The following is a 17,285-nucleotide window of genomic DNA, read 5'->3' on the forward strand; positions in this document are numbered from 1 at the left end:
TCTAATTTTTTGTAAATAACTCTTTTTATCTCTCGCTTTTTTCTCATAATTTCTGTACTCTTCCGCGAGTCCTTTTATTAAAATAATCGCTTTGTAAAGATATTAATAAAATGTGTAGCTTCACACACTTTAGGGACAGAAAGTTTGTCAATTCGCCATATTCTACTAGGCTTTAAGGCGTTTAATATTTTAACGATGGCGATAAGTCACATTAAGGACTGCAAGGGAAAATTAATACAATGGTCAAATCTCAACCAATAGTGAGATATATATTGCGGTTAATCCCCGCAATTATCGCGGCAGTGGCACTGACCGCATGTAGTTCTCCAGATTCCCAAATACGTAGCAAAAAAACTGAAACTCATGCAGTAAATGGTCAAAAGCATTTTCTACTGCAAACATCTCAGGATGAATTTGAAACTTTAGTTAAAAATCTGGACATTAAATCCAAGCTCCTTAACCAATATGCGGATTGGAAAGGCGTTGCCTATCGGCTTGGAGGAAGTACAAAACGTGGCATTGATTGTTCAGCTTTTGTCCAACGCACTTTCCATGATCAGTTTGGTATGGAATTACCACGCTCTACCTCAGAGCAACAGAAGATAGGCCAAACAGTCAGCCGTGCCAAATTAAAAGCGGGTGATTTGGTTCTCTTCAAAACAGGTGCTTACAGGCGCCACGTTGGCATTTATATCGGCAATAACCAATTTGTACATGCATCAACCAGCAGTGGAGTCATTGTTTCCAGATTAAATGACACCTACTGGAACAAGCGTTATTACGGTGCCAGACGTATTTTATCAGACAACATTAACGCCTCAATATAATCCTGAACCTGATTTTTCTTTTCCTGTTTTTCCCTTGCAGGATATAAAAAACGCTTCCATTAGGAAGCATTTTTTATCCGGTTATTATTTATTAAAGTGGGTAAAATGCGGTAATATTTTCCGCAATTGCAGCACCTAATGTCTTAAGCCGACATATCACAGCACTTTCATCCTCTCGAGCAAAAAACAAACATGGTTCACCTTCCCACTCAATTACCGCACTTACTATCTGCATATCAGAAATAGACTGATTGATATCAAGCAAAATACTCCATGCATGTTCGCCTTCATGGCTTAACAATTTCAGCCCCATCAGGCTATTCCCTATATCTGCCTCTTCCTCTGGCAAGATTTCAACTCTTGTACCAACAAAGCCAGATGACCACCGATAACTTTGCGGCAGTCTGTGTACTACCGAAAGTTGGATATTATTCACGTATTATTCCTATCAGAAACAACATTAATACATCTAACCACGAGCTGTAGGCTATCGACTCGTCAAAACCGAATAACCACCCAACAAAAAAGTAAATAAAAAGTTAAAATAAAAATTACAATATCACACTCTTTTCATCTTCAATTTGAAAAAAAATGAGATCAAACTCGCACTTTGTATATATTTATACTGTTTTGGTAAAAAATTCAACTTATTTTTATGCAAAACAGCAACTTTATGTTCAAATTTTATTTACAAATTTATGTTTTCATGAATTGTGCTACACAATAGCGTTCTCACAATATCCTTGTTTTACAAAATGTTAATTATCAACACAGTATTCACCCTCTGGGTTCATATATTTAACATTTTAAAGTTAACAAAAAACCAACACAGAGGATTCAACTGATATCATCAAATTAACAATCATCGATATTTTCCTGCTAATCGTTCGATATTTCCTGTTTATCCAATAAACAAACTGTTCTTAATTTATAGGAAGATTCTTCTGGGTTTTTACGGATGGAAATTATGTTTTCTGAGGAAAATGTTTCCTAAGAAAAGAAAGCTGAGGCATTGGTACACTTAATATCGCTATAAGCTCCAGCAACGATATAGACATGAAAAAGAGTAAGAAGCCACTTGAAAGTACAGATGACTTCTTTGATTATTTTATGTCTTAGCCTTACGTGCATAAACAATCAATATCATCGCTAATATGACACACAAGGCCATCGAACCAACCATTGGCCAGGCACTTTTTTCAGGAGCAGAAGATAAAATTGCCCCAACCAAGGCAGCAATACTGAAACGTATGGTTCCAGATAATGAAGCTACTGTTCCTGCCATATGAGGGTAATCATCCAACACAACGGCCATCGCATTGGAAGTAATCAAAGAAATGCTGCTGATATAAATAGCAACACCCAACACCAAAGAAATAAAACCCAAATCAAACATAGTGCTGAATAACAGCCATAATCCCATGACAAATTGAACAAATATGCCAAAATGCAGCATATTCAATGCGCCATATTTGCGAACAAACTGACTATTGATGGTTGTCATAATGAACATAAAGATAATGTTTAATCCGAAGTAATAACCGAAATGCTGTGCAGGAACACCATTCAATTTGATATAAACAAATGCCCCGGCATTAAGAAAAGAAAACATTCCAGCAAAAGAAAAACCACTTGCCAAAATATAACACAACACTTGGCGCTGCCTGAACAGCATAACAAATTGCCCTAAAGTGACCTTTGGATTGAAGCGCAGCCTTTTCTCTTTAGGTAGTGTTTCCCTGATAAGAACAGCAAATAAAAATGCAGCGATTACCGCAGCAATTGTGATAGACCAAAAGATAGCATGCCAGTTGAACCATACCATCACCATCCCACCTAACATGGGAGCTAATAGCGGAGCTATGATCATTACCAGTGTCACAAACGACATACTGCGTGAAAAATCATCTTTCGTGAACATATCACGCATCAAAGCATTAATCACAACACTGGCCGATGCAGCAGCAAAACCATGCAAAAACCGCATGGAAATAAAGGTACCTATATTTTGTGCCAAAGCACATGCAGCAGATGATATTGCAAAAACAATCACGCCACCTAGAATAACGGGTTTACGTCCCAAGCTATCAGACATTGGCCCATAAACTATTTGACCAATGGCAAACCCTAGCATGTAACTGTTCAATGTCATTTGAACTTTGCCATCACTGACACCAAAATCAATGGCTATTGTTGGCATACTTGGTAAATACATATCAATTGCCAATGGCATTAACATAGAGAGCAGCCCAAGAATAAGGACTAATCCCAAATAGGATAATCGTTGTTGTTGCACGCTTTTTTCCCAAAACAACTATGAACTATGAACTATGAACTATGAATAGATAAAAAATTAAGCTACTGGCATTTGTATGCTCTTAATTTCGTTTTCCGTCAACGCTCGATATTCCCCTGGCGCTAATTTGGGGTCCAAATAAATTTCGCCAATACGTTCACGATGAAGCCCAATAACATGATTCCCCACAGCAGCAAACATCCGTTTTACCTGGTGATACCGTCCTTCACTGATGGTCAGACGAACGAACTGAGATTCGATGATCTCTAATTTTGCCGGTTTTGTCAGTGTCTTTTCTCCATTCAGTTGAACACCTGCAAGAAATTTTTCCTCAGTATCCTCTGATATTGGGTGTTCCAGTGTTACAAGGTAAGTTTTTTCACAATGATGTTTGGGTGAAGTAATACGATGTGACCACTGACCATCATCCGTCAATAACACCAAGCCCGTAGTATCAATATCTAATCGCCCTGCCGAATGCAGTTTATGGGCAACAGGCTCATCAATAAAATACAAAATAGTTGGATTTGATGGATCATCAGTCGAACACACATACCCTTGTGGCTTATTCAACATAAAATAACGTGGACCGTCCAATTGCTCCAATATTGTTCCTTCGTAGGCAACTACCTGCTCAGGTTTCAACTTATATGCCCCTGTTTTGATGATTTCGTCATCAACAGTAACTCGCTCAGCACGTAATTCACGCCCAACGTCATTACGGCTAATACCCAATTGTTGTGATAAAAATTTATCCAATCGCATGAATAGTTATACCTAACAAAAAATAATCTGACAGAAAATAAATATGAAAATACCTTTGATATTACAGGCAATTTCAAAGCTAATTTGAATACAAAATTAAGCAGATAATTTGCAGAATAATAGTAGATCAAATAACTATAATAACCATAAACTATCTGTTATAGCACACTGATCCTGATAATATTTTATCGTCGGCAGGTTGAAGGAAAAATGTTATCCTCCCTACCAATAACCTTTTACTCGATCTTCGTGACAGTAACATAACAATGGCTTTTACTTTACGCCCTTATCAACAAGAAGCGGTAGATGCGACCATTCGTCATTTCCGCAAATATAAAAAACCAGCAGTTATTGTTTTACCTACTGGTGCAGGCAAAAGCCTTGTCATTGCTGAACTGGCTAAACTAGCTCACGGCCGGGTTTTAGTACTGGCACATGTTAAAGAACTGGTTGCACAAAACCATAGTAAATATTGTTCTTATAACCTGAAAGCAGATATCTTTTCTGCCGGGCTGCATCAAAAGAAGAGTGAAGGAAAAGTTGTCTTTGGCAGCATTCAATCTGTAACCCGCAATTTAGACCGTTTTGACCACAACTTCTCACTGCTAATCATCGATGAATGCCACCGCATTGGTGATAATGAAAACAGTCAATATCAGCAAATTATCCAGCAACTCCAGAAAAATAATCCCCAGATCAGGATACTGGGTTTAACCGCGACGCCTTACCGTTTAGGTGTTGGCTGGATTTACCAGTATCACTATCATGGCATGATACGTGGTGACGAAAATTGCTTTTTTCATGACTGTATTTATGAACTTCCATTACGTTATATGATTAAACACCACTTTCTGGTTCCTCCAGAAAGGTTAGATATGCCCATAATGCAATATGATTTCAGTCAAGTACGTACCAATCAACAAGGCATTTTCAATGAAGCTGATTTGAGTCGAGAAATTAGACGGCAGAAACGTATTACGCCACATATTATCAGACAGGTCATTGAATATGCAGCAGATCGGAAAGGTGTAATGATTTTTGCTGCCACAGTTGAACATGCAAAAGAAATTTTCCTGTTACTTCCCACAGGACAGGCAGCATTAGTTAGCGCTGATACACCGAGTACTGAACGGGATCTTCTGATCAGCGCCTTCAAAAAACAGCAACTACGCTATATGGTTAATGTTGCTGTTCTGACAACAGGGTTTGATGCACCTCACGTCGATCTCATTGCGATATTGCGTCCAACAGAGTCCGTAAGCCTCTATCAGCAGATTGTTGGCCGTGGATTACGCCTGTTTCCTGATAAGAAAGAGTGCCTAATTTTAGACTATGCGGGCAACCCTCACGACCTTTATACTCCTGAAGTCGGCAGCCACAAACCCAGTTCACAAAATCAGCCTGTACAAGTATTCTGCCCAATCTGTCAGTTTGCCAATACCTTCTGGGGAAAATGCACCGCAGAGGGTGACATCATTGAACACTTTGGACGCCGTTGCCAAGGATGGGAAGAAGACGAAACAGGAAAAAGACACCAATGTGATTTTCGCTTTCGCTTCAAATCATGCCCGCATTGCGGAGCAGAAAACGATATCGCAGCCCGACATTGCCATCGTTGTCAAAAAGTGCTGGTCGACCCTGATGATATGCTGAAAGCAGCCCTTAAACTCAAAGATGCTCTTGTACTACGTTGTGGTGGAATGCAATTAACTCCGGGTAATGATAATAAAGGCGAATGGCTCAAAATCACTTATTATGATGAAGATAGCGCAAACGTATCTGAATTATTCCGTTTGACAACGCCTGGCCAAAAAAAAGTATTTGAACTGCAATTTATGCGCCATCACCAGCGAGCACCGGGAATTCCTTTACATTGGAAAACAGCTGGAGATATTGCCCATCAACTTCCTTTACTACGACATCCTGATTTTGTTGTTGCACGGAAAAAAGGGCAATTCTGGCGGATCCGGGAAAAAATTTTTGATTATCAAGGCCGCTTCCGACGGGCTAATGACCTGTATTAAGCGGTGTAATTACTCACAACAAAATACTTTCTATTTGCCGTTACATAGGTTTTTCGTTAAAATGCCGCCCGCTTAGCGTAACCCATAATGTTAAGCCAAGTATCGAACCTGCTGCTGGGTCGCCTGTAGCAGGATTTATTTTCTTCTTTTATAGAGAAAAAATAATGTTAACTATTAATGCAGAAGTACGTAAAGAGCAGGGTAAGGGTGCGAGCCGCCGCCTGCGTAGAGCTAACAAGTTTCCAGCAATCATTTATGGTGGTAACCAAGAGCCAGTTTCTATCGAACTGGATCACGATGCAGTTATCAACCACGAAAGCAAGCCAGAATTCTACGAGGTTCTGACTCTGGTTGTTGATGGTAAAGAAACTAAAGTTAAAGTGCAGGCAGTACAGCGTCATCCGTTTAAGCCTAAACTGACGCACATTGATTTCCTGCGTGCTTAATTAGCCACAATCGAGCTTTTATCGGGACGCCGAGTAAATAACGCCGCATTTGCGGCGTTATTTATCTTTATCATTTCGTTTATGAAGGTTTCAAACTCAGAGTCGGAATAGATTAGTGATTACCACTGCCACGGCGTTGGAGCTGATCACGCAGATTTGGAGGTGTACCCTTAATCGTTAATGTATCCGTTACCGGATCCCAAAAAATCCTTTCTCCGAGTAACATAGCATCAAAATTAATTGTCAATCCACCACCGCTGCCAGCAAACTTAGTCAACTGACGCAATGTACTGCGATCTGCCGGGAAACTTTCTTCCAACTCGTATCCCTTATCCTGTGAAAATTGCTGGAAGTTATGCTCACCTAATGGTGGTAATTCTTGAGACAGTTCCTGCAATTTAATCTCTTCGCCCGCCTGTAGTTGCTCATTACAATAACTATAAACCTGTTGGCGATAAGCTTGCCGCTCATTTTTATCTAGCTGAGCAGATTCGCAATAATCATCTACTGCCTGCAATAACCCTTTATTCTGTACCTTAGTATTCATTCCTTCACTGGCAGCCAGAAAATCCATGAAAAAGTCAGAAACCTTACGCCCTACCCGCCCTTTCAGGAAAGTTAAATAGCGACAGGAGCCAGGGTTAGTTTCCCACTCAGTTAAATCAATTCTGGCAACAATATCAGCATGAGGAATATCAAGATACTGCGTTGTATTTACATCTAATTCTTCATTGACAGAAGTACTACTACAACTGTTAAGAACCGCAATTAACAAATACTCCACAGCCAAATATCGGTACTGACAAAACAACACAGTACCACCTTCTGCAAACGGGTATTTTGCCAGTTCATCTTTCAGACGAACGGTTGCAGCTCGGCTAAAACCTAAAAAATCTTCATTCCCCTTACGTTGATGACGGAGTGACTCTGCAAGTTCACTGTCATCATTGAACACACCATAAGCTTTGCTTTTAGCGCTATACACACGATGCAATTCTGCCATCATCTCTTCCACTACCGCATTGGTATCCAGCAGAGAATCCCGCAAAATCACTTCCAGTGTTTGTTCATCACGTTTAATCAACTGATGTAACGCGATCTGGGTAATTTCCAGACTCATTATTTATACTCCTTTTACAGCTTTGACCTTCTGGCCTTTGCAGTTAGCGGCGTATTCAAACACTGTTACCTCTCTGCTGCAACCAAAAATCCCAATGATGGAAAAGCGTTCACAATTTAATTATTAACGTTACTCATTTCAAAGACTAAAATGATGCAACAGCTACAAAGCATGACAATAATTTGCACAATAAAGAAATTAAATTGTCATAAAAAAGCAGAAAATACCCCCTCTATACGGTAATATATGAGGCTTTGTATATTCAGGATATTTGAGTCATGCCACAATCTTCTCGCTACAGCGATGAAAAAGTTGAACATTTACTAGCTGAACTAGTAAATGTTTTCGAGAAAAACCATATTCCTACCGATCTTTCATTAATGGTTTTAGGCAATATGGTCACAAATTTAATCAACACGAGTATTGCTCCTGCTCAACGCAGACATATCGCAAACTCGTTTGCACACGCGTTACAATCTTCAATCAGTGAAGATAAAGCGCATTAATTTTTCCATTAAGACATTAACGTAAGAAAATATGGTGACTAGCCGCCAGCATTACCGCGAAAAAGTTTCTCAGATGATCAGTTGGGGACACTGGTTCGCTCTGTTCAATATTATGTTCAGTCTTGTGCTGGGCAGTCGCTATTTATTTGCATCGGATTGGCCGGGTTCACTGTTTGGTCGCATCTATGCGCTGGTCAGTTGGCTCGGTCATTTCAGCTTCATTGTTTTCACCATTTATTTATTGGTGTTATTCCCGCTGACATTTATTGTTATGTCACAGAGGTTGCTACGATTCCTTTCTGCCACCGTGGCAACGGCAGGGTTAACACTGTTGATACTTGATTCCTCCATCTATGTGCGTTTTCACCTACACCTGACACCACTGGTTTGGGATCTGGTAACCAACCCAGAACAAGGTGAACGGGCAAGAGAATGGCAACTGATGTTCATCTGCATACCAGTTATTTTTTTGGTACAGATGCTATACGGTACGTGGAGTTGGCAAAAATTACGTAGCCTGAATCGACAAAAGTTCGGCAAACCATTAGCTGCTGTATTTATCACAGCTTTTGTTGCTTCCCATATAATGTATATCTGGGCAGATGCCAATTTCTATCGGCCTATTACCATGCAACGTTCGAACTTACCACTTTCACACCCAATGACAGCACGTAAGTTTCTTGAAAAGCATGGTCTGCTGGATAAGCAGGAGTACCAGCGTCGTATAAGCCAGCAAGGCAATCCTTCTGCTCTGACAGTTGAATATCCATTGAATACGTTATCTTACCGTGATAGCGGACGCGGTTATAATTTATTGTTATTGGTTGTAGATGGTTTGGATAATGATGACATTACCACTAATGAGATGCCATTCCTTGAGCGATTCACAAAAAATAACATCCAGTTTACCCAGCATTTCAGCACTGGTATGCAGAACGATACTGCGTTATTCGGATTATTCTACGGCATATCATCTGGCTATCTGGATGGTATTCTTTACAGCAGAAAATCTTCGGCACTTATAGATGCCTTGACTCATCAAGGGTATCAGTTTGGTTTATACTCATCAGATGGATTCAAAACCCCACTTTACCGCCAAGCTATTTTAACTGACTATTCACTCCCCAACGTTGACAAACCCAATGACAGCTTAACTTTAGAACAATGGCAACAGTGGCTAAATTTACGTAATAACACAACACCATGGTTTTCATTCTTAAACTTGAATGGTATTCCACCTTCATCAGATAAAGTTGACAAGAAAACACTGGATGTTGAAATCAATAATGTTCTGGACACCTTGATACATAAAGGTGCCTTAAACAATACCATCATTGTTATTACTGCTAAACATGGCAGCACCATTACAAACTCTCCACCAAAATGGTTTACAGGCGATAAGTTTAATCGTCAACAGATGCACGTTCCACTGATTATCCACTGGCCAGGCACACCAGCACAAACTATTAACAAACTGACTAGCCATCAGGATATCATGACAACATTAATGCAACGTTTACTGCATGTCAGTAATATCCCCGATGATTATTCGCAAGGAGAAGATCTTTTCAGAGCTCAAAGAGATACTCCTTGGCTGATCACTGGTGAAAATGGTTCATTAATTGTGACAACATCTCAAAACACAATCTACCTTTCCAAGAATGGCGAATACCATCTGTACGACCTAAATGGCAATGAGATCCAAGATACCAAACCCAATCTGACTCAGTTGTTACAAATACTAACTGAAATTAAACGATTTTTAGCAAATTAATTGTTTAAAAATCAAGCACTCACTAAACAAGGGGCTTGCTTTGCGGATAAAAAAAGGTAATATAAGCAAAGTCATCGGCATGTAGCGCAGCCTGGTAGCGCACCGTCATGGGGTGTCGGGGGTCGTAGGTTCAAATCCTATCATGCCGACCAAATTTCCCTAGAAAAACCAACCTATTACGGTTGGTTTTTTTATGGATGGAATTTATTAAAAAAATATCTAATTATTCACCTTTACTAACCAATTTTCATACCATAACAGAATATCGGAGATAAGGTGACCTCCGACTCCGTTAATGAAAGATGAAGGCGATAAGCACACCAAGCTACTCTGTTGATGGAGTAGGAGCATCAAATTTGACTGTTTGGACAGAATATGAATAGATACCTACAAACGCAATAATGTATACTCCCTACAATAGTACATGTTTAACTTGTTGAGATGAAAATGAATCCGAAAAAAATTTTTATTGCCGGATATAATGTAGGCGGGTTCGGTGGAATGGAAACTGTTTTTAATAGTTTTCATAGAATAATGTCATCATCTAAAGATGGTTATGATATATTATTCGTATTTTTTGAGGATAATTTTAAAAATCCTGACGATCAATGGCTTGGTGAGAAAAAATTCATTCGAATTAAATCGAATATTAGAAACACAAAATTAAGAAGAATACATTTTGCATATGAATTTTCAAAGTTAATATTAGAATATAAACCGGAACATATCATTTCTTACGATTCTTTAACATGTTACATATCACTATGGGCCAGAAGATTTTGTTTTAAAAATACGAAAATTTTTTCTTGGCACCATTTCACATTGCATGGGCTCTATAAAATAGAATATACATTATTAGCAGATAAACACTTATCCATAAGCTCAGGAATTTCCAAACAGCTTTACGATATGGGAGCCAAGCCCAATACAGTGTATACTATTTATAATCCTATCACGCCAAAATATGAAACAATCAGTCGTTCAGAAAATGAATATTCTTTTTTATATTTAGGCAGAATTAATTTCGATGGGCAAAAGAATTTAAAAGAATTATTTTTTTCACTTTCTGGAATAAAAGGAAATTGGTTATTAAATATTGTTGGTTCAGGAGATACCCAAGAAATTGACAAACTAAAAGAGCTAGCTCATAATCTTAAAATTGAGGATAAAATTAAATGGCATGGATGGCAACAAACCCCCTGGAAATATATAATAGAAAATATTAAAAATGTAACCTGTTTATTGCTAACTTCATCTTATGAAGGTTTTGGAATGGTTCTATGCGAAGCAATATCCTATGGAATATATGTGATTAGCTCTGATTGTCAAACAGGGCCATCTGATATAATTAAAGATGGTATAAATGGAGAACTATATCCTTTAAATAATATAGATGCTTTATCTAATAAATTGCAGGCAATTGTAAATGGAAAGCAACTTCCTGATTATTCAACCATAAAAGAATCCATAACTGAATTTTATGATGATAAATATCATGACAGAGTTATCTCTGCATTAAATAAGGTATAAAAAAAGTATCATGCATGTAACCAATAATATTATCAATGGTGATAATAAGCTATGAAGATTTTCGTTATTAATCTAAAGAGTGAATCAGAACGTAGATTAGCCATGCAACAACAGGCTGACAGACTGAATTTAAATATCGAGTTTATAGACGCGGTATACGGTTCTGGCTTGTCAGATACTTATCTTTCTGAAATAGTATATGATTATCCTGGATGCAAATTAACCAAAGGAGAAATAGGTTGCTCACTAAGTCATTTGCTTATTTATAAGAAAATAGTAGATGAGAATATCCAACATGCACTAATACTAGAAGATGATGCAATATTATCTCAAGATCTAATAAATGCATTAAACGAAATAAAGTTGATTGACTGTGTGAGAAAACCAAATGTCTTTTTGCTATCACCACCAGAAAGTTATATAAAGAATATTAAATTAAAATCAAGAAAATATGATATTTATTCTATTTATGAAGCATCTGGGGCTTATGGTTATATAATAAACAATAAATCAGCTAAACAATTAATCAGAAGAATGTCTCCACTAAAATGGGAGTGTGATATGTGGGGAGTTTTTAGAATGCAAAGAATTGTTAACGTGTACTGTTTATTACCTTCCATGGTGTTTAATGGAGATACCAACAGTGTTTCTTCAACTTTACACAAAGAAAGAATTAAACAAAAAAAGCTCAGAGAAAATTATCGTCACTTATTAAAGAAAAAAGAACCTAATTATCGAATTAATAGGTTAAGGGATTTGATTTTTAAAAAATTATTCTACAAAATAGAAAAAATCATCTAAATACAAATAGAAGGCCTAATCCGGCTTTCTATTATATTCATATCTTCCATATGTATTAATCGTTCATCCAGATCTTTCCCATTAACCATGACGAATTTTGGCAATAAGTATTTCCTGCCATCAGCACTAAAATCAACACTATTATTACAACTTAATTCATATTTAATTGATTTCTGGAAAATACTAGAGTTTTTTATATTGTGTGTTGTGCTATTTCGATTTTATTGTTTTTAATCAAATCATTACTTATTTCCCCACGTACTCTCATTTTCTTCTTATTTCGCTATTTCCCCCTCCTTGTTTCAGAAAGGAATTCTACCCATCCGCATTAAAATATATTATAGATAAATCAAAACATTTCCCATATGATTCTTATAAAGTTACTTAGAGTCTCTTTCTGTTATACTTCTATCATAATTTAAGTATTTATAACTTAATAATTTTACTATAAACATTTGTATGTCATTATGTCAGGTTAATTAAATTCATTAAATCTACTTAATATAATAAATATTAGTAAATTTACTTATTTTACAGTCAAGTACGGAAAAACAGGAAATTCAATCATGAACATTAAAAAGTCATTATTTTTAGTGGGATTGACGGCCTTATGTACAATCCCATTATCTGCTAATGCTGAAACCCAAAGTCGCCATGGATATATAGAGAGCCCTCCAAGTAGGGCTCTTCTATGTAAAAAAGGTATCAATAAAAATTGTGGGCCTGTCATGTATGAACCACAGTCTGTTGAAGGTCCAAAAGGTTTTCCTGAAGCCGGGCCACCTGATGGTCAAATTGCCAGTGCAGGGGTTGGGCAGTTTAAACAACTCAATGAACAAAGTGAAAATCGTTGGCATCATGTCCCTATCAACAAAGGCGAAAATGTATTTAAATGGCATTTAACTGCGCAGCATAGCACAACTTCATGGCAGTTTTTTATTACTAAACCTAATTGGGATCCTAATAAGCCTCTTACTCGTGCACAATTTGATCTCACTCCTTTCTGCTCACAAGAGGATAATGGAAAACGCCCGTCAAAAGAAGTTAATATAACGTGTGAAGTACCAAAACGCTCAGGATACCATGTTATTCTTGGCATCTGGACAATTGATGATACAGCTAATGCTTTCTATCAAGTTATTGATACTGATATAAAATAATATTGGTAATATAGTAATTATGTGCTGGTATTTTGCCAGCACATGCTAGTGACTGAAGTGAGTATCAGGTTAATTCATCGATAAATTATGTTGGTTAATAAAATGTTATTACTGATAAGTCCACATCATTATTTATCATATCTGGTATTGTTGGTAATAAACTTACGATAAAAACATTTCTTGTTCAGATTTTCTACGAGCAAGTAAAGCTGGTAGTTTATTCCCGTTAGCTTTATCCCATTTCAGAAATTCCTGTGCAGCTTCTTGATAATCACCTTGATTCAATTTTTTCAATAATGTCGAATGAATAAAGTTTCCAATTCCCACGTTAAAAATAAGCGAACATAAAGCATCAAATTGCCCTTGTGTTAAAGGCACTTTAACATATTGTTCTAATACATCATAAATAGGGTTTAAATCTTCACTCAACAATGCCTCTGCTTGTTGTTTTGTGATCACTTGCCCTGGCTCTACTCCTCCTGTGTGCCCATACCCAATTGTCCAAGGCTCACCCCCAGTAGCAGGATCAGGATATGCTTTTAATCTCAAACCTTCATAACTTTTTATCTTATTGATGCCATTTTCACTTATCTCCATAAGCTATCTCTCCAATAGTATAGCTTATCATCACACCCTATGGATAAAGTATAGACAGCAAAAAAAGTTCCTACGTCCATATCACAATACGGACAATAAAAAACAGTAAGATAGACTGAATACCTCTTCCCTAATTAATAAAAATCTCTTTTTTTCAAAAAAATAAGTTAATTTTCAAATTTTTTTTAAATTTTAAAAAATAATTCAATAAATACCTTGACTCTTTTCATTTTGAGCATAAAATGCCTCACAGAATCTAGATTTTCGTGAAGTAAATCACAATTTATAATTCTCAAGGAAAATCATCATGAAATCTGTAAAATCTTTCTTCTCCAATATACATTGCGTTGTCATTCGTCTGTCAACAAAACGCTTTATGTAAAAGGCTGTGTTAGCACAGAGAAGGCAAGCCAGTTCAAACACAATAACTGGCTTTTTTATTTTAACCTCGTCCGGATATTAGCCAACTTGCGCAGAGCTTTCGTTATTTGGTAATTCCTAAATATCCTGAACCATACAGCAACAAATGAGTATATTCCTTCAAGAAATATAACTGTTCAGCCTGCTCAAGTCAGTACAACTGATATAGAATAAAAATAATTAACTTGATAGATTTGATAATATATTTTAAAGAAGCATTACAGTATAAACAATCCTCTTAATATTTCTCATGACTGTTTGACACAATATTCTAAAGATAAAATATAAGCACCCTTTATACCAGGAATGTTTATTTTTGAAATAAAAAACTCATTTTTACCTGGCCTAAAATACCCTAATCCATGACCTTTTCCACCATATATTAAGGTATTCTCACCTATCTCTAAAAGTTCTTTTTTATTTAATATTCCAAATTGGGTTATAGGCATTAATGTAGGGCTAACAAAGATTTCTGGTTTTATTTCATGAATAATAAAGCTTGCATTCTTATAGGAAACTCTAACAGTATCCTGATTAGTTGGAAAAAAGTATAACCCATCATTTTTGACAGTGGCATCATTTAATTCTTTATTTACCTTACACAAGTACTCACCATCATGAGGTGATTTTGCTTCCGCAATATTACATATCATCGCTATTACCCCCATCACCACAACAATGACAGCCAACAGTCTCCCCATTTTAAGCTCCTGACAATCTTTGAACCAAACAGCCTTTGCAATGAATAGTAAAAAAACAGATAAAAAAACTTATACTATTAATCAAATATAAGTTACCTAAAGGAAAACATTTAGACTAGATGAACATTCATCAAAGAGCAAGGTAGAAACCAAATCACCAGAAAAATTTAATAGACTAAAACAAATAATTTTTACTTTAAACAAACTATCTAAGAAAAAAGATAGTGAAATTATCTCCCGTCTATTGAAATCAGTCATTAAAATAAAAAAATCAACCAAAAATTTCAATAATACAATTGATTATCTCTTCTAAAATATTCCAACCATTACTTTTACACAATAAAATACAGCAATATATGTGATTCAAGTAGAAAATTCCACCTGAGATAAATCTTATTTTACAAGTCATCACGTTTTTTAATAAAAATATTAAACTTACCGAGACTCTATAATCTAAATGAAAAATTTATCATCTTGAATGTCACCATTTAATTTCATAGAAAAAATATAACCTATTTAAATTAATAAATGTCAACAAAAAAGAACCCCTGATAATATACTGCAAAACACTTATCCTCTCCACCTTCCAGATTGTCGCTTTACTGGTGTCACTATTCTTTACCGCTCTTCCTCGGTCATATAATTATCTATATTCCTTCAGAGCCATTCCTTTACCATTAGCTGCATCTTAAAATTCATCAAGAATGTGTTTAACAAGAGGTAATTATCAGGGTGTTAATTATAGTTATTATTTATATTTTAGCTAGTTAGATATAGTCTTATCCCCCTGGAATAATAATATGTATTACCATTCCTTATTGAAATATTTCTCAACTAGAGCATATATAATTGCAATAGTTTCTATATCTGGGTTCCCATCATACTTTGATTGACGGAAGTGCATTTGAAATGCTTTAACCAAGCCTTGATATCCATTATTTTCATTTGCTCCAGAAATATCATAACCATACTGGCTGAATTTCTTTAAAATCTTATCTTTCTCAGGAAAAGATTGCTTAAACTCTTCAATATATTTTTGTTTAGTCTCTTCGTCATACCATGCACCAACCCCAGCTTCATACAATTCTTTCCAGGGAAAAGCAGGGCCTGGATCACTTTTCCTACCCACAGCAATATCAGAATGCCCGATAACGTGAGTTGGAGTAATATCTGGATATCGTTGCAGTATATTAATTGCAAGCTCTTTAATTGCATTAACCTGATCTGGATGATACGGAGGGAAAGTCATGACGCCGCAATCATCACTGGCTTCATTAACAATTTCAATACCAATTGCTGTATCATTCAAATTGTTTCGGCCTGACCAGCTACTGATTCCCGCATGCCAGGCTCTTTCAATTTCATCAACCAAATTAAATATACGTACTCCCTTGAACCCAGCTTCCTTATAAGTTTGATCATCTGGGTTAGGTACTAAATAATGCACACTAACTGATTCTCCTGTTAATGCCTCAATAGATTTCTTGAAATTTAAGGCAGTATAATGTATCACTAAAAATCGAGGACGTCGGTTAAAACTTTTAATTGAACGGTACGAATTATAATCAATTTTATACATGGTTATGCTCCTTACATTTTTCTTAGCTTATCCTATAGATTAAATTATATTTATCTTTTATTTTCCAGAAATTCTATAAATAGTTATTTGAAATCTATAACATACTTATATTCAGTCAATATTCACTGAAATATCTAAAATCACTTTTCTGATATATACAACAGGGGATTCAAGAGGTAATACAACAGCAAAGGAATGAACCCAAAGGTATATAGATAATTATATACTTGATACCAGATCAGATAGGAAGAATCAATAAAGAAGCAAATTAAATTAAAATTATGAAAAAATTGATGTTCTGTGTATGTAACCACACAATTTTTTTCTTATTAGATCAGAAAGATAAAAGAATAAATAAGTGAACATATCAACTTATGATTCTGATATGTTCACAATTAAAAACAGGCTTGATATTGCAAAGCAGAAAGGATTAATAATCCTGGTTAGATAATAATTGTCATCCAACGATGAATTACAGCTCAATTTCGATATCAGAAAGGGGGTAGCAACTGCAAGGTAAAATTTCACCAACATTAACAAATGCCAACGGCTTACAAGGATACCCTACCTTCCCTTTCACTAACCTTACCCGGCAGGAACCACAATACCCCTCACGGCATTGATACTCAGTCTGAATGTTGCCTTGTTCTAAAGCTTCCAACAAGTTACTGTGCAAACTGGAAGAATAATAGAGAGATAATCCCTGCCCGGACGGCAGGGTAACTTTGTAATCAGCCAT

Annotated in this window: 16 protein-coding genes and 1 tRNA gene; 9 read left to right on the forward strand and 8 right to left on the reverse strand. The window is 36.3% G+C overall.

Annotated features, from left to right (window positions below; all coding sequences use genetic code 11):
• Positions 1-239: 239 nt before the first annotated feature.
• The gene (mepS, locus tag Xind_RS05185; protein WP_047679694.1) at positions 240-827 is read left to right on the forward strand and encodes a bifunctional murein DD-endopeptidase/murein LD-carboxypeptidase; all 588 of its coding nucleotides are present in this window, start codon (positions 240-242) and stop codon (positions 825-827) included.
• A 91-nt stretch (positions 828-918) separates the two neighbouring features.
• Here mepS and Xind_RS05190 read toward each other — a convergent pair whose 3' ends face one another.
• The 3 genes from Xind_RS05190 to rsuA form a co-directional block, all read right to left on the reverse strand.
• Positions 919-1,263 carry a YejG family protein gene (locus Xind_RS05190; protein ID WP_047679696.1) on the reverse strand — a complete coding sequence of 115 codons (345 nt, stop codon included), beginning with the start codon at positions 1,261-1,263 and terminating at the stop codon, positions 919-921.
• Positions 1,264-1,935: 672 nt separating this feature from the next.
• Positions 1,936-3,123, reverse strand: coding sequence for a Bcr/CflA family multidrug efflux MFS transporter (locus tag Xind_RS05195; protein WP_187649601.1), 1,188 nt, complete (start codon positions 3,121-3,123; stop codon positions 1,936-1,938).
• Positions 3,124-3,180: 57 nt separating this feature from the next.
• The gene (gene rsuA, locus Xind_RS05200) at positions 3,181-3,888 is read right to left on the reverse strand and encodes a 16S rRNA pseudouridine(516) synthase RsuA (protein WP_187649602.1); all 708 of its coding nucleotides are present in this window, start codon (positions 3,886-3,888) and stop codon (positions 3,181-3,183) included.
• A 266-nt stretch (positions 3,889-4,154) separates the two neighbouring features.
• On the opposite strand from rsuA, the gene radD reads away from it, so the two are divergent.
• Together radD and rplY are read left to right on the forward strand one after the other, a co-directional pair.
• The gene (gene radD, locus Xind_RS05205; protein ID WP_187649603.1) at positions 4,155-5,912 is read left to right on the forward strand and encodes a DNA repair helicase RadD; all 1,758 of its coding nucleotides are present in this window, start codon (positions 4,155-4,157) and stop codon (positions 5,910-5,912) included.
• A 164-nt stretch (positions 5,913-6,076) separates the two neighbouring features.
• Positions 6,077-6,358 carry a 50S ribosomal protein L25 gene (rplY, locus tag Xind_RS05210; protein ID WP_047679702.1) on the forward strand — a complete coding sequence of 94 codons (282 nt, stop codon included), beginning with the start codon at positions 6,077-6,079 and terminating at the stop codon, positions 6,356-6,358.
• Between the two features lie 112 nt (positions 6,359-6,470).
• On the opposite strand, the gene yejK is transcribed toward rplY, so the two are convergent.
• Positions 6,471-7,478: a nucleoid-associated protein YejK gene (gene yejK / locus Xind_RS05215; protein ID WP_187649604.1), complete on the reverse strand. Its 1,008-nt coding sequence runs from the start codon at positions 7,476-7,478 to the stop codon at positions 6,471-6,473.
• 278 nt (positions 7,479-7,756) lie between these two features.
• Here yejK and Xind_RS05220 point away from each other — a divergent pair, with 278 nt between their 5' ends.
• The 6 genes from Xind_RS05220 (at position 7,757) to Xind_RS05245 (ending at position 13,249) form a co-directional block, all read left to right on the forward strand.
• Positions 7,757-7,984 (forward strand): YejL family protein, encoded by a 228-nt coding sequence (locus Xind_RS05220; protein WP_047679706.1) that lies wholly within the window; start codon positions 7,757-7,759, stop codon positions 7,982-7,984.
• 31 nt (positions 7,985-8,015) lie between these two features.
• On the forward strand, positions 8,016-9,758 hold the full coding sequence (gene yejM / locus Xind_RS05225) for an LPS biosynthesis-modulating metalloenzyme YejM (protein ID WP_187649605.1): 1,743 nt from the start codon (positions 8,016-8,018) through the stop codon (positions 9,756-9,758).
• 75 nt (positions 9,759-9,833) lie between these two features.
• Positions 9,834-9,910, forward strand: a tRNA-Pro gene (locus Xind_RS05230).
• A gap of 295 nt (positions 9,911-10,205) precedes the next feature.
• Positions 10,206-11,288, forward strand: coding sequence for a glycosyltransferase (locus Xind_RS05235; protein WP_187649606.1), 1,083 nt, complete (start codon positions 10,206-10,208; stop codon positions 11,286-11,288).
• Between the two features lie 51 nt (positions 11,289-11,339).
• On the forward strand, positions 11,340-12,089 hold the full coding sequence (locus Xind_RS05240; RefSeq protein WP_052189403.1) for a glycosyltransferase family 25 protein: 750 nt from the start codon (positions 11,340-11,342) through the stop codon (positions 12,087-12,089).
• Positions 12,090-12,655: 566 nt separating this feature from the next.
• Positions 12,656-13,249, forward strand: a complete 594-nt coding sequence (locus tag Xind_RS05245; protein ID WP_047679712.1) for a lytic polysaccharide monooxygenase — start codon at positions 12,656-12,658, stop codon at positions 13,247-13,249.
• 162 nt (positions 13,250-13,411) lie between these two features.
• Here the strand turns inward: Xind_RS05245 and Xind_RS05250 are convergent, their stop codons facing one another.
• The 4 genes from Xind_RS05250 to yfaE all read right to left on the reverse strand — a co-directional run bounded on the left by Xind_RS05250 (position 13,412) and on the right by yfaE (position 17,285).
• Positions 13,412-13,846, reverse strand: a complete 435-nt coding sequence (locus Xind_RS05250; protein ID WP_047679714.1) for a lysozyme — start codon at positions 13,844-13,846, stop codon at positions 13,412-13,414.
• Positions 13,847-14,514: 668 nt separating this feature from the next.
• On the reverse strand, positions 14,515-14,967 hold the full coding sequence (locus tag Xind_RS05255; protein ID WP_047679715.1) for a hypothetical protein: 453 nt from the start codon (positions 14,965-14,967) through the stop codon (positions 14,515-14,517).
• Between the two features lie 805 nt (positions 14,968-15,772).
• Positions 15,773-16,546 (reverse strand): N-acetylmuramoyl-L-alanine amidase, encoded by a 774-nt coding sequence (locus tag Xind_RS05260; protein ID WP_047679717.1) that lies wholly within the window; start codon positions 16,544-16,546, stop codon positions 15,773-15,775.
• A gap of 472 nt (positions 16,547-17,018) precedes the next feature.
• Positions 17,019-17,285 (reverse strand): class I ribonucleotide reductase maintenance protein YfaE, encoded by a 267-nt coding sequence (yfaE, locus tag Xind_RS05265; RefSeq protein ID WP_047679719.1) that lies wholly within the window; start codon positions 17,283-17,285, stop codon positions 17,019-17,021.

The sequence above is a fragment of the Xenorhabdus indica genome, assembly GCF_014467235.1.
GTDB lineage: Bacteria > Pseudomonadota > Gammaproteobacteria > Enterobacterales > Enterobacteriaceae > Xenorhabdus > Xenorhabdus indica.

Excerpts from the sequence above, each read along its gene's own strand:
- mepS (WP_047679694.1), top strand. The coding sequence starts at position 240 with ATGGTCAAATCTCAACCAATAGTGAGATATATATTGCGGTTAATCCCC.
- rsuA (WP_187649602.1), bottom strand. The coding sequence starts at position 3,888 with ATGCGATTGGATAAATTTTTATCACAACAATTGGGTATTAGCCGTAAT.
- radD (WP_187649603.1), top strand. The coding sequence starts at position 4,155 with ATGGCTTTTACTTTACGCCCTTATCAACAAGAAGCGGTAGATGCGACC.
- rplY (WP_047679702.1), top strand. The coding sequence starts at position 6,077 with ATGTTAACTATTAATGCAGAAGTACGTAAAGAGCAGGGTAAGGGTGCG.
- yejK (WP_187649604.1), bottom strand. The coding sequence starts at position 7,478 with ATGAGTCTGGAAATTACCCAGATCGCGTTACATCAGTTGATTAAACGT.
- Xind_RS05220 (WP_047679706.1), top strand. The coding sequence starts at position 7,757 with ATGCCACAATCTTCTCGCTACAGCGATGAAAAAGTTGAACATTTACTA.
- yejM (WP_187649605.1), top strand. The coding sequence starts at position 8,016 with ATGGTGACTAGCCGCCAGCATTACCGCGAAAAAGTTTCTCAGATGATC.
- Xind_RS05235 (WP_187649606.1), top strand. The coding sequence starts at position 10,206 with ATGAATCCGAAAAAAATTTTTATTGCCGGATATAATGTAGGCGGGTTC.
- Xind_RS05240 (WP_052189403.1), top strand. The coding sequence starts at position 11,340 with ATGAAGATTTTCGTTATTAATCTAAAGAGTGAATCAGAACGTAGATTA.
- Xind_RS05245 (WP_047679712.1), top strand. The coding sequence starts at position 12,656 with ATGAACATTAAAAAGTCATTATTTTTAGTGGGATTGACGGCCTTATGT.
- Xind_RS05250 (WP_047679714.1), bottom strand. The coding sequence starts at position 13,846 with ATGGAGATAAGTGAAAATGGCATCAATAAGATAAAAAGTTATGAAGGT.
- Xind_RS05255 (WP_047679715.1), bottom strand. The coding sequence starts at position 14,967 with ATGGGGAGACTGTTGGCTGTCATTGTTGTGGTGATGGGGGTAATAGCG.
- Xind_RS05260 (WP_047679717.1), bottom strand. The coding sequence starts at position 16,546 with ATGTATAAAATTGATTATAATTCGTACCGTTCAATTAAAAGTTTTAAC.
- yfaE (WP_047679719.1), bottom strand. The coding sequence starts at position 17,285 with ATGGCTGATTACAAAGTTACCCTGCCGTCCGGGCAGGGATTATCTCTC.